10 protein-coding genes are annotated in these 12,630 nt (G+C 70.0%); 6 read left to right on the plus strand and 4 right to left on the minus strand.

The genetic code is table 11. The annotated features are described in order from the left end of the window. Positions 1 to 20: 20 nt before the first annotated feature. The gene (locus tag IM787_RS20420) at positions 21 to 422 is read left to right on the plus strand and encodes a ComEA family DNA-binding protein (RefSeq protein WP_193678566.1); all 402 of its coding nucleotides are present in this window, start codon (positions 21 to 23) and stop codon (positions 420 to 422) included. Between the two features lie 109 nt (positions 423 to 531). Here the strand turns inward: IM787_RS20420 and IM787_RS20425 are convergent, their stop codons facing one another. Next, entirely contained in the window at positions 532 to 4,194 is a 3,663-nt protein-coding gene (locus tag IM787_RS20425; protein ID WP_193678567.1) for a hydantoinase B/oxoprolinase family protein, read from the minus strand. Between the two features lie 57 nt (positions 4,195 to 4,251). Here IM787_RS20425 and IM787_RS20430 point away from each other — a divergent pair, with 57 nt between their 5' ends. Both IM787_RS20430 and IM787_RS20435 read left to right on the plus strand, forming a co-directional pair. Beyond that, the gene (locus IM787_RS20430; RefSeq protein WP_193678568.1) at positions 4,252 to 4,761 is read left to right on the plus strand and encodes a TRAP transporter small permease; all 510 of its coding nucleotides are present in this window, start codon (positions 4,252 to 4,254) and stop codon (positions 4,759 to 4,761) included. After that, positions 4,754 to 6,049, plus strand: a complete 1,296-nt coding sequence (locus IM787_RS20435) for a TRAP transporter large permease (protein WP_193678569.1) — start codon at positions 4,754 to 4,756, stop codon at positions 6,047 to 6,049. Before IM787_RS20430 ends, IM787_RS20435 begins: the two co-directional genes overlap by 8 nt. 8 nt (positions 6,050 to 6,057) lie before the next feature. On the opposite strand, the gene IM787_RS20440 is transcribed toward IM787_RS20435, so the two are convergent. Together IM787_RS20440 and IM787_RS20445 are read right to left on the minus strand one after the other, a co-directional pair. Then, on the minus strand, positions 6,058 to 6,930 hold the full coding sequence (locus IM787_RS20440) for an alpha/beta hydrolase (RefSeq protein WP_193678570.1): 873 nt from the start codon (positions 6,928 to 6,930) through the stop codon (positions 6,058 to 6,060). Further along, a complete protein-coding gene (locus IM787_RS20445; RefSeq protein ID WP_193678571.1) occupies positions 6,923 to 7,585 on the minus strand; it encodes an aspartate/glutamate racemase family protein in 663 nt (220 codons plus the stop codon). The genes IM787_RS20440 and IM787_RS20445 overlap by 8 nt, the downstream gene beginning before the upstream one ends. A 111-nt stretch (positions 7,586 to 7,696) precedes the next feature. Between IM787_RS20445 and IM787_RS20450 the strand changes: the two genes are divergently transcribed. Then, positions 7,697 to 8,665 carry a TRAP transporter substrate-binding protein gene (locus tag IM787_RS20450; RefSeq protein WP_193678572.1) on the plus strand — a complete coding sequence of 323 codons (969 nt, stop codon included), beginning with the start codon at positions 7,697 to 7,699 and terminating at the stop codon, positions 8,663 to 8,665. 114 nt (positions 8,666 to 8,779) lie between these two features. On the opposite strand, the gene IM787_RS20455 is transcribed toward IM787_RS20450, so the two are convergent. Further along, complete coding sequence (locus IM787_RS20455) at positions 8,780 to 9,664, minus strand: LysR family transcriptional regulator (RefSeq protein ID WP_193678573.1); 885 nt, start codon at positions 9,662 to 9,664, stop codon at positions 8,780 to 8,782. Positions 9,665 to 9,796: 132 nt separating this feature from the next. Between IM787_RS20455 and IM787_RS20460 the strand changes: the two genes are divergently transcribed. After that, positions 9,797 to 10,183: a cupin domain-containing protein gene (locus IM787_RS20460; RefSeq protein ID WP_193678574.1), complete on the plus strand. Its 387-nt coding sequence runs from the start codon at positions 9,797 to 9,799 to the stop codon at positions 10,181 to 10,183. A gap of 206 nt (positions 10,184 to 10,389) precedes the next feature. Then, the gene (locus IM787_RS20465; RefSeq protein ID WP_193678575.1) at positions 10,390 to 12,624 is read left to right on the plus strand and encodes a DUF6351 family protein; all 2,235 of its coding nucleotides are present in this window, start codon (positions 10,390 to 10,392) and stop codon (positions 12,622 to 12,624) included. The last annotated feature ends 6 nt before the right edge of the window (positions 12,625 to 12,630 follow it).

Consider the following 12,630-nt stretch of genomic DNA (forward strand, 5'->3'; position numbering starts at 1 on the left):
CCTTCGTCGAGGAGAGCACCATGCTGAAGAAGATCCTGGCCGTCCTGGCCATGCTGTACGCCGCCGCCGCCTTTGCCGCCGTCGACGTGAACACGGCCAAGGCGGCCGACCTCGATGGCCTGAAAGGCATCGGCCCCGTGATGTCCAAGCGCATCCTCGACGAGCGCAAGAAGGGCAAGTTCAAGAGCTGGGAAGACATGGTCTCCCGCGTGAAGGGCCTGGGCGACACCAGCGCCGCCAAGCTGTCGGCCGAAGGCCTGACGGTGAACGGCGAAAGCTTCAAGGCCGCGGCCGCGGAGAAAAAGGAAACGAAGGCGGAAGCCAAGGCCGAGAAGAAGGAAGCCAAGGCCGAAGCGAAGGCGGAAAAGAAGGAAGCGAAGGCCGCCGCTGCCCCGGCGCCGGCCGCCAGCGCGAAGAAGTAAGACGCCGTCGTCCCCGCGCAGGCGGGGACCCAGGGCATTGAAAAAGGCGCCGCATTGCGGCGCCTTTGCTTTGGGAGCCCTGGATTCCCGCCTCCGCGGGAATGACGACTCAGGCGCCGAACCCGCCCCCCCCCGGCGTGTGGATCTCGAACAGGTCCCCCGGCTTCATCTCCGCCGAGCCGATGTGCTCCAGTTCTTCCACCTTGCCGTCCACGCGCACCACCCGGTTGAGGCCGGGCTGCCCCGGCTGCCCGCCGGCCATGCCGAAGGCGGGGAACTTGCGGCCGTTGGACAGGATGCTCGCCGTCATGTCCTCCAGGAAGCGCACGCGGCGCACGCCGCCGTCGCCGCCCTTCCAGCGACCGGCGCCCCCCGAGCCCTTGCGGATCTCGTAGCTTTCCAGCCGCACCGGGAAGCGGAACTCCAGCACCTCGGGGTCGGTCAGCCGCGAATTGGTCATGTGCGTCTGCACGACGCTCGTGCCCTCGAAGCCGCCGCACGACCTGCCCTCTTCGTCGTACAGCCCGCCGGCACCGCTGCCACCCGAGATCGTCTCGTAGTACTGGTAGCGGGCGTTGCCGAAGGTGAAGTTGTTCATCGTGCACTGGCCCGCGGCCATCACGCCCAGCGCGCCGAAGATCGCATTGGTCACGCAGGTCGAGGTCTCGACGTTGCCGGCCACCACCGACGCCGGCGGGTTCGGGTTCAGCATGCAGCCTTCGGGCACGATCACCTTCAGCGGCTTCAGGCAGCCGGCGTTCAGCGGGATCTCGTCGCTCACCAGGGTGCGGAACACGTACAGCACCGCCGCCATGCAGACCGCCTTGGGCGCGTTGAAGTTGTTCCGCTGCTGCGGCGAGGTGCCGGTGAAATCGATCTCGGCGGCGCGGTTGGCGGCATCCACGCGGATCGTGACCTGGATCTGCGCCCCGTTGTCCAGCGGCAGCGTGAACGCGCCGTCCTTCAGGCGCGTGACGACGCGGCGCACCGACTCCTCGGCGTTGTCCTGCACGTGCCGCATGTAGGCCTGCACCACGTCGATGCCGAACTGGTCGACCATCCTGCGCAGCTCCTGCACGCCCTTCTCGTTGGCCGCGATCTGCGCCTTCAGGTCGCCCATGTTCTGGTCGGGGTTGCGCGAAGGGTACTTCGCGCCGCGCAGCAGCGCGACCATCTCCGCCTCGCGCAGCACGCCGCGGTCCACGAGCTTGAAGTTGTTGATCTGCACGCCCTCTTCCTCGATCAGCGTCGAGAACGGCGGCATGGAGCCAGGGGTGGTGCCGCCGACGTCGGCGTGGTGTCCGCGCGAGCCGACGTAGAACATGGGCCGCGTGCCCGGCTCCGCCCCCTCCCCCCCTGGGGGAGGGTTGGGGTGGGGGCTTCCCCCGGAGAGGTACACCGGCGTGATCACCGTGATGTCCGGCAGGTGCGTGCCGCCGTGGTACGGGTCGTTCAGCACGTACACGTCGCCGGGCTGCATGGTGGCCGCGTTCTCGCGGATCACCGTCTTGATGCTCTCGCCCATGCTGCCCAGGTGCACCGGCATGTGCGGTGCGTTGGCGATGAGGTTGCCTTCCGCGTCGAACAGCGCGCAGGAGAAGTCCAGCCGCTCCTTGATGTTCACCGAGTAGGCGGTGTTCTGCAACTGCAGCCCCATCTGCTCGGCGATGTTCATGAACAGGTTGTTGAACACCTCCAGCAGCACGGGGTCGACCTGCGTGCCGGCGGCGAACTTCACGGCGCGCGGCACCTTGCGGTCCAGGACGATGTGGTCCAGCTCGGTGATGCGCGCTTCCCAGCCCGGCTCCACCACCGTGGTCGCGTTCTTCTCCGCGATGATGGCGGGGCCCGCGATCACGTCGCCGGGTTGCAGGTCCTCGCGCACCGCGAGCGCGGCCTCGTGCCACTGGCCGCCGGAGTACATGCGCACCGTCTCCCGCCGCGGCAGCTCGCGCGGCGCGTTCACGGGATGGCGCGGCTCGGCGGGCGCGTCGCCGGCGACGATCGCTTCCACCGACACGGCCTCCACGATCATCGGCTTGCCCGGCATCAGGAACGAGAAGCGCTGGCGGTACGCGGCCTCGAAGCCGGCGACGATCTCGGGCAGCGCGCCGAACGCCACCACCAGGGCGGAGTCGCTGCCCTGGTAGCGCACGTGCACGCGCCGGCGCACCTGCACCGCGTTGCCGCTCACCTGCTGGCGCTGCAGCTCCGACTGCGCCGCCGCGGCCAGCGTGTCGAGCCGCTGCGCCACCCCCGGCAGCGTGTCGGCCGTGAGCAATTCTTCCACCGCCTGTTCGCGGATCACGTTCTGGTCCGCGAGGCCCATGCCGTAGGCGGAGAGCACGCCGGCCAGCGGATGGACGAAGACGCGCGACATGCCCAGCGCGTCGGCGACCAGGCAGGCATGCTGGCCGCCGGCGCCGCCGAAGCACTGCAGGGTGTAGCGCGTGACGTCGTAGCCGCGCGCCACCGAGATCTTCTTGATCGCGTTGGCCATCTGCTGCACGGCGATGGCGATGAAGCCCTCGGCGACTTCCTCGGCGCTGCGTCCGGTGCGCTGGGCCAGCGCGCCGAACTTGCCGACCACCGCCTCGTGGCTCAGGGCCTCGTTCGCCTGCGGCCCGAACACCTTCGGGAAGTAGCGCGGCTGGATCTTGCCCAGCATCACGTTGGCGTCCGTCACCGCCAGCGGCCCGCCACGCCGGTAGCTGGCCGGACCGGGGTTCGCCCCGGCGCTCTCCGGGCCGACGCGGAACCTTGCGCCGTCGAACTCCAGGATCGAGCCTCCGCCCGCCGCCACCGTATGGATCGACATCATGGGCGCCCGCATGCGCACGCCGGCAACCTGCGTCTCGAACTCGCGCTCGAACTCTCCGGCGAAGTGCGAGACGTCGGTGGAGGTGCCCCCCATGTCGAAACCGATCACCTTGGCATGGCCCGCCAGCTGCGCGGTGCGCGCCATGCCGACGATGCCGCCGGCCGGACCGGAGAGGATCGCATCCTTGCCCTGGAAGGCATGGGCGTCGGTCAGGCCACCGGACGACTGCATGAAGAACAGCTGCACGCCCGGCATCTCGGCGGCGACCTGCTCGACGTAGCGGCGCAGGATCGGCGACAGGTAGGCGTCGACCACGGTGGTGTCGCCGCGGCTCACCAGCTTCATCATCGGGCTGGTCTCGTGCGAGGTGCTGACCTGCGTGAAGCCGATCTGCCGCGCGATGTCGCGCGCCCTGGCCTCGTGCGCCGTGTAGCGATAGCCGTGCATGAACACGATCGCCACGCTGCGCAGGCCCCGGCCGAAGGCGGCCTGCAATTCCTCCCGCAGCGGTTCTTCCTCCAGCGCCTGCACCACTTCGCCGTGCGCCCCCATGCGCTCCTGCGCCTCGATCACCTCGGCGTAAAGCAGCTCCGGCAGCACGATGTGCCGGTCGAACAGCCGCGGGCGGTTCTGGTAGGCGATGCGCAGCGCATCGCGGAACCCCCGGGTCGTGACCAGCAGCGTGCGCTCACCCTTGCGCTCCAGCAGGGCGTTGGTGGCGACGGTTGTCCCCATCTTGACGCATTCCACCTGGCCCGGCGTGATCGGCTGCCCTGCCTGCAGCCCGAGCAGGTGGCGGATGCCCGCCACCGCCGCGTCGCGGTATTGCTCCGGGTTCTCGGACAGGAGCTTGTGGGTGACCAGGGAGCCGTCCGGGCGGCGGCCGACGATGTCCGTGAAGGTGCCGCCACGGTCGATCCAGAACTGCCATTTCGGGGAGGTCGATGTCATCGGCCGATTATGGGAGAACAGCCCCTACACTTCGGCTCGACAACAACGAAGGACCGTATGCGACGGGTGCTGGACTTCCTCTACGACGCGGCCGCGTGGCTGGCCGCCCTGGCCATGATCGGGGTGCTGCTGATGGTGCTGCTGTCCATCGTCAGCCGGCAGTTCGGCTTCCACGTCCCCGGCACCGACGCCTATGCCGGCTACGCCATGGCCGCGGCGGGCTTCCTGGCCCTGGCCCACACCCTGAAGCGCAACGAGCACATCCGCGTGACCCTGATCCTGGGCCGGCTGCAAGGCCGGGCCCGGCACGCGCTGGAAATGTGGGCGCTGTCCGCCGGCGTGCTGCTCGCGGGACTCTTCGCCTTCTATTCGGTGCGGCTCGCCTGGCAGTCGCACGCGTTCCACGACATCTCCACCAGCAACGACGCGACGCCGCTGTGGATCCCGCAGATCGCCATGGCGGTCGGCACGCTCATCCTGCTCGTGGCCTTGCTCGACGAGTGGGTGCTGGAGTTGCGCGGCCGCCGCGTGACGGTGGACAGCGAGGAGGCGCTGCACAATGAATGACGTCCTTGTCACCACCCTGCTGATCGTCGCGCTGTTCGCCCTGCTGGGCAGCAGCGTCTGGATCGGCCTCACGCTCGCGGGCGTGGCCTGGATCGGCATGGAACTGTTCTCGTCGCGCCCCGCGGGCGACGCGATGGCCGTCACGGTCTGGGGTTCGGCCTCGAGCTGGACCCTGACCGCCCTGCCCCTGTTCATCTGGATGGGCGAGATCCTGTTCCGCACCAAGCTCAGCGAAAGCATGTTCCGCGGCCTCGCGCCCTGGGTGTCGCGCCTGCCCGGCCGGCTGCTGCACACCAACGTGATCGGGTGCACCATCTTCGCAGCCGTCTCCGGCTCCTCCGCCGCCACCTGCGCCACCATCGGCAAGATGAGCCTGCCCGAGCTGGGCCGACGCGGCTACCCGGAGGAGATCACCATCGGTTCGCTGGCCGGCGCCGGCACGCTGGGCCTCCTGATCCCGCCTTCGATCATCATGATCGTGTACGGCGTGACGGCGGACGTGTCGATCGCGAAGCTGTTCGTCGCCGGCATCCTGCCCGGCATGCTGCTGGCGGCGCTGTTCTCCGGCTACATCGCGGCGTGGGCGCTGCTGAACCCGCAGAAGATCCCGGTGCCGGACCGGGTGATGCGCTTCGGCGAGAAGCTGCGCGAGTCGCGCCACCTCATCCCGGTCGTGCTGCTGATCGCCGGCGTGCTCGGCTCGATCTACACCGGCGTGGCGACGGCCACGGAAGCCGCTGCCGTCGGCGTGGTGGGCTCCTTCATCCTCTCCGCGGTGCAGGGCTCGCTGAACTGGGCGACCTTCCGCGACTCGCTCATGGGCGCCACGCGGCTGTATTGCATGATCGCGCTGATCCTCGCCGGCGCGGCCTTCCTCACGCTGTCGATGGGCTACATCGGCCTGCCGCGCAACCTGGCCGAGTACGTGCGCGGCCTGGGCCTGTCGCCCTTCATGCTGATGGTGGCGCTGGCGCTGTTCTACATCCTGCTCGGCTGCTTCCTGGACGGCATCTCGATGGTGGTGCTGACCATGGGCGTGATCCTGCCCACGGTGCAGGCCGCCGGCTTCGACCTGGTGTGGTTCGGCATCTTCATCGTGGTGGTGGTGGAGATGGCGCAGATCACGCCGCCGGTGGGCTTCAACCTGTTCGTGCTGCAGGGGATGACCGGCAAGGAGATCACCTGGATCGCCCGCGTCACCATGCCCTTCTTCTTCCTGATGTGCGGGATGGTCCTGCTGCTGTGGTTCGTGCCGCAGATCGCGACCTGGCTGCCGTCGAAGATGTAGTCGCCCCGCTAGGCCGGGACAGCCTTCTCCTCCAGCGCCTGCAGCCAGCCCGCGACTTCCGCCGCCACGGCCTCGGTGCCGCGGCCGATGTCGCCCTGCCACGCCAGCAGGTGGTCGACGCCTTCCAGCACCTGCAGCCGCGCGTCCGGGCGGCCGGCGTGCAGCAGGGAGGCGTGGTCCACCGTGACCTGCGCGTCGGCACTGCCGTGAACGAGCAGCACGGGCACCGCCACGGAGGACAGCACCGCCGGCGGGTCGTGGCGGAACCAGGACATCAGGTAAGGCTGCACCGTCGGGCGGAACAGCAGCGCCAGCGCGTCGGGCACGTCGTCCACCGCCTGCTGCTGCTCCAGCGCGGCCAGCGCGGCCAGCGCGGGCTGCGACAGGTCGTCCGGCAGCTGCGCCTCGACCTGGCGGCGCATGAGCACCGACGCGCGGCTTCCCGCCCCCGAGACCGACACCAGGGCGCGGGCGCCGGCGTCCTCGGCCGCCAGCGCGGCGACCAGCGCGCCTTCGCTGTGGCCCACGAGCACGACGCGGGCCACGGCGGGGTGCTCCTGCAGCAGCAGGCCCAGTTGCACGGCGTCGTCCACCAGGTGCTCGAAGCGCAGCGCCGCCTCGCTGACGCCGGGAAAGCGGCTGGCGCCGATGCCGCGCTTGTCGTAGCGGAGCGTTGCGATGCCGCGCGCGGCGAGTGCCTGCGCCAGCCGCTTGAGGTTGTCGATCGGCGCCGGCAGCAGCGGGTTGTTGCCGTCACGGTCGGTCGGGCCGGAGCCGGCCACCAGCAGCGCGGCCGTGAACGGCCCGCCGGCGTCCGGCAGCAGCAGCGTGCCGGACAGCTGGCCCCACGCGGTGGGCAGCTCGATGGGAAGTTCAGGCATGCGGCCACTGTAGCAGCGGCCCGGCGTCCAGCAGCGTACGAACACGCCATCCCGTCGCGTCCGCCAGCGCCTCGGCATGGGGCGGCATGTTGGTGCATTCGAGCACCAGCGTGCGCAGCCCCGGCGCCCGCCGGCGCAAGGACAGGGCGGCCGCGACGACGTCGGCCCGGGCGGCGGCGAGGTCCATCTCCGGCAGGTCGCCAAGGATGGTGCGCGCGAACGGCCCTCGCGGATCCATGCCCTGCACGCGAACGTCCCGCAGGCGGTCCGGCGGTACGCCGGCTGCGAGCAGATGCTCCTCGCCCAGGTGTTCGGCCGAAATCGTCAGCACACCGACCTCCGCCTCGCGTTCCAGGATCTGCGGCAGTTGCAGCAGCGTGGAGCTCACCAGCGGCACGCGGACCGCAGCCTGCAGCTCGCGCTGCAGCAGCACCAGGAAGCCGCAGCTGGTGGTGAGCGCCCGCGCCCCTTCGGCCTCGAGCGCGCGCAGCGCTTCGGAGAATCTCTCCGCGAGTCCCGACGCACGCAAGGCCGCCGCCGACGCCACCACCGCACGCGGGAAGGCGCCGGGGACCACGCGCCGCCGCACCGGGACAGGGAAGGTGTCGGGGTGGCCGACGTCGCCACGCGGACGCGGGAACCGCGTGTCCAGCATCACGATGCCGAGGAACCCCGCACGGGGCGCTTGGGGTAAGACCGCATCTGCTGGCCCGGGACTTGCACTTAAGCTGGACGGATCCACAATACCCATTCTCCCGGAGCTTCCATGAAACTCAAGTTCGCCCTGGCGATCGCCTCCGTGGCCCTCGCCGGCCAGGCCGCCGCCCAGACCAAGTGGGACCTGCCGGCCGCCTACCCCGCCAGCAACTTCCACACCGAGAACCTGGTGCAGTTCGCCAGCGACGTCGACAAGGCCAGCGGCGGCAAGCTGAAGATCACGGTGCACCCGAACGCGTCGCTGTTCAAGGCGCCCGAGATCAAGCGCGCCGTGCAGGGCGGGCAGGCGCAGATCGGCGAGATCCTGCTGGTGAACTTCCAGAACGAGTGGCAGATCTTCGGCGCCGACGGCCTGCCCTTCCTGGCCGACAGCTACGACTCCGCGGCCAAGCTGTGGCGCGCGCAGAAGCCGATGGTCGACAAGAAGCTCGGCGAGCAGGGCATGATGGTCCTGTACGCGGTGGCCTGGCCGCCGCAGGGCATCTACACCAAGCGCACGATCAATTCGGCCAACGACATGAAGGGCCTGAAGTGGCGCGCCTACAGCCCCGCCACCGCGCGCATCGCGGAACTGGTGGGCGCGCAGCCGGTGACGGTGCAGGCGGCCGAACTGTCGCAGGCCATGGCCACCGGCGTCGTCGACTCGTACATGTCGTCCGGCTCCACGGGCTGGGACTCCAAGACCTACGAGCACATCAAGAACTGGTACGACACGCAGGCCTGGCTGCCGAAGAACGCCGTCATCGTGAACCGCGCCGCCTTCAACGCGCTGGACAAGGCCACGCAGGACGCCGTGCTGAAGGCCGGTGCGGACGCCGAAGCGCGTGGCTGGGCCGCGAGCCGCAAGACCAACACCGAGGTGCTGGAGAAGCTCAAGGGCGCCGGCATGACCATCCACCAGCCGTCCGCGCAGCTGAAGGCCGACATGAAGAAGGTCGGCGACACGATGCTCAAGGAATGGCTGGAGAAGGCCGGCCCCGAGGGGCAGCAGCTGGTGGACGCGTACCGGAAGATGTGACGCCCGTCCCCGCGCAGGCGGGGACCCGGTACCTTGGAGAAGCGCCGCACAGCGGCGCTTTTTCATGGGGCGTCGTGGACTCCCGCCTGTGCGGGAAAGTCGGCAAGCGTCGCCTCACCGCACCGCATCCATCGCCTCGATGAACGCGCGCACGCGCTGCGGTACCAGCCGCGCGCCCGGATACACGAGCGAGATCGGCAGCGGCGCCGGCCGCGCGCCGGGCAGCACCTCGACCAGTTCGCCGGTGTCCAGCCGTTCGCGCACGAAGTAGTCCGGCAGCTGCGCCAGCCCGAGCCCCAGGCACGCCGCCTCCACCAGGCCCTCGCCATCGTTCAGGCGCACGCGCGACGCAGGATGCAGCTCCACCGGGTTGCCGCGCTGGCGAAACTGCCAGGGCCTGTCCTTGCCCGAACTCGGCATGCGGAACAGCAGCGCGTCGTGCGCGGCCAGCTGGTCCAGCCGCCGCGGCGTGCCGCGTTCCGCGAGGTACGCCGGGCTGGCCACCAGCACCATGTTCTGCGTGCCGAAGCGGCGCGACACCAGCGTCGAATCCTTCAGCGCACCCACGCGCAGGGCGACGTCGATGCCTTCCTTGACCAGGTCGGTGTAAGCATCCTGCAGCCGGACGTCCAGCGCCAGGCCGGGATGCCGCCGCACCAGCTCCGCCAGCACCGGCAGCACCACGCGCCGGCCCAGCACGATGGGCAGGTCGATGCGCAGCGTGCCGCTCGGGCCGGCGCGCACGCCGGACGCCTCGGCGTGCAGTTCGTCGACTTCGGCGAGCAGCCGCTGGCAGCGCTGGAACAGGCGCTCGCCGTCGGGCGTCAGCGCCACCTGCCGCGTGGTGCGGTGGAACAGCTTCACGCCCAGCGAGGCTTCGAGCCGCGCGACGGACTTCGCAAGTGTCGAAGGTGCGCTGCCCGACTCCCGTGCGGCGGCCGCGAAGCTCCCGTGCTTGGCCGTCTCGGCGAAGGCCGCCACCTGCTGCAGTGAGTTCATGTCCGCCGGATTGAGGAAGGAATGCCGTCAATGTTACGGCACTGCCGCATCTTGTGCGCGGCATCCGGCGCGCGGACACTGCGCCCCACGTCAGCGCCGCGCGTCCCTTCCACTTCTTTCCAGGAGCACTTCATGACCCGTCCCTTGGTCCTCGACCAGCCCCGTCCCGCCGCCACCCCCATCCCCGGCATCCTGCACGCCACCTGGGCCGGCCACGCCGACGGCGCCACCAGCCTCAGCGTGTGGCGCCAGTCGGTCGCGCCGGGCGGCTGCACGCCGCCGCATTCGCACCCCTGCGAGGAACTGGTGATGTGCACCGCCGGCCGCGGCGAAGTGCACCTCGACGGCCAGGTCCATTCGTTCGGGCCCGACCAGACCGTGCTGCTGCCCGCGCAGGTCCCGCACCAGATCTTCAACGTGGGCAGCGGCCCGCTGGAGATGACGGCGGTCTTTTCCGCCACGCCGGTCGCCGTCGCCCTGCCGGACGGCTCCGCGCTGGAACTTCCCTGGCGCAGCTAGGCGCCTGCCACCGCCGAGTGCAGGTTTCCGTCCGCGGGCCCTTCGCGGGCGAGCGGGTTCCCATCCGCCGCCGCGCGGGTAAACCCGCAAGCCGCGCAAGAGGCCCCTGACGAATCAATCACTTGCAGCAGCGGTCGCGCGTGGCACACGCGTTGCTATCCCGGTCCTGCGTCCATCGCGGCGCAGAGAACACCAGGAGACAAGCCATGCCAGAAAGAATGCCCGCCCGGCGCAGCCGCCGCCTTGCGCAAGCCGGCGCCGCCGGCGCCCTCACCGCCCTCGTGCTCGCCGCCTGCGGCGGCGGCGGCGGATCGGCCGCAGCACCCGACACCCCGCCCCCCGCCCCCGGTCCCGAAACGCCTGCCGCGGCCCTGCGCCTGGCGGTGCTGTCCTCGCCCGCCGACAAGGTCACCGGCACCGACGCGCTGGTGCAGGTCGAAGTGCTGCGCAGCCAGGCCGATTCCACGCTGGCGATCACCGCGAACGGCACCGACGTCACCGCTGCCTTCGCCGCCGACGCCAGCGGCAAGCTGGTGGGCAAGGTCGCCAACCTCCAGCCCGGCGCCAACGAGATCGTCGCCACCTACGGCGGCGAGACCGCGCGCCTGCCGGTCACGGCCTTCGCGATCACGGGCCCCGTCATCTCCGGGCCGCACCAGGTCCCCTTCCTCTGCAACACGAACTTCGCCATGCCGGCGGGCGTGCCGGCGCTCACCACCATCCCGGGTGACCCGAACTGCGGCGTCGAGACGCGCGTCGACTACCTGTACCGCACGACCACGAACACCTTCGTCTACCTCCCCGATCCGCAGGCGCTCACGGCCTACCCGGCCAACATGCGCACGCTCACCATCGACGGCCGCACGGTGCCCTACGTCGTGCGCCTGGAGACCGGCACGATCAACCGCGCGATCTACCAGTCGGCCATCCTGCACGACGTGCTGAACGAGCCGGCGCCCTCGCCGGTCGCGCGCCCCGCCGGCTTCACCGGCAAGCTGTTCTACCCGCTGGGCGGCGGCTGCCAGGGCGGCTGGTTCCAGCAGGGCGCCAGCGCCAACACCGTGCTGAGCGACGGCCACCTGTCCAAGGGCTACGGGGTCACCAGCTCCACGCTCAACGTGATGGGGCAGAACTGCAACGACCTGCTCTCCTCCGAGACCGTGATGATGGTCAAGGAGCGCTTCATCGAGAACTACGGCGTGCCCTTCTGGACGGTGGGCACGGGCGGCTCCGGCGGCGCGTACCAGTCCAACCAGACCGGCGACAACTACCCCGGCCTGTTCGACGGCATCATCATCAGCCAGGTGTTCGCCGACGTGACCTCGTCGACGCTGTTCAAGCAGTTCGACTCGCGCGTGCTGAACAACTACTTCACCGCCAACGGTGGCTACACCACCGCCCAGAAGCAGGCGATCTCGGGCTACCTGCAGGTCGCGAACATCGCCAACATGAGCGGCCAGGCCGGCCGCATCGATCCGACCGTGTCCTTCCCGGCCGGCGTCACGGCGGGCGTGGGGCCGACCTTCCGCTACCACCCCGTCACCAACCGCGGCGGCGCGCGCGCTTCCGTCTACGACCACACGAAGAACGTCTACGGCACCAACGCCGAGGGCCACGCCCTGCGCCCGATCGACAACGTCGGCGTGCAGTACGGCCTGAAGGCGCTGCTGGACGGCGTGATCACGCCGGCGCAGTTCGTCGACCTGAACCAGAAGGTGGGCGGCCTGGACATGGACCTGCAGCCGCAGTCGCAGCGCACGGCCGCGGACCTCGCGGTGATCGAACGCACCTACAAGTCGGGCCGCATCGTGTGGGGCGGCGGCGGCCTCGCATCGATGCCGATCATCGACCGCCGCGACTACAACGACGCCAACGTCAACGGCGACATCCACACCAAGATCCACTCGTTCTCGGTGCGCGAACGCCTGCGTAAGGCCAATGGCCACGTCGACAACCACGTGATCCTCACGTCCTCGACCGGCGGCGGCGGCGCGGGCGTGGACACCACGGCGGCGATGGACGCCTGGCTGACCGCGATCAAGACGGATGCTTCCGGCAAGACGCTGGCACAGAAGGTGGTGGCGAACCGTCCTTCCACGCTGGTCGACGGCTGCCTGATCAACAACACCTTCGTGGCCGAGACGCAGGTCGCCAGCGGGCCGACCGGCTGCAACGCCGTGTACCCCGCCGGCACCACGCCCCGCATGGCCGCCGGCGGCCCGCTGGCGGACGACATCCTCAAGTGCCAGCTCAAGCCGCTGCGCGCCGCCGACTACCCGGGCATCACCTTCACCCAGGCCGAGTGGATCACGCTGCAGCTGACCTTCCCGGACGGCGTCTGCGACTGGAGCAAGCCGGGCGTGGGACAGCAGCCCAGCCAGCCGTGGCGTTCCTTCGGCCCCTCGCCGACCAACCTGCTGTTCGACATCACCAAGCAATGAGCGCGA

Origin of the sequence: Ramlibacter pallidus (assembly GCF_015070875.1) — a bacterium.
Classification (GTDB): Bacteria; Pseudomonadota; Gammaproteobacteria; order Burkholderiales; family Burkholderiaceae_C; genus Ramlibacter; species Ramlibacter pallidus.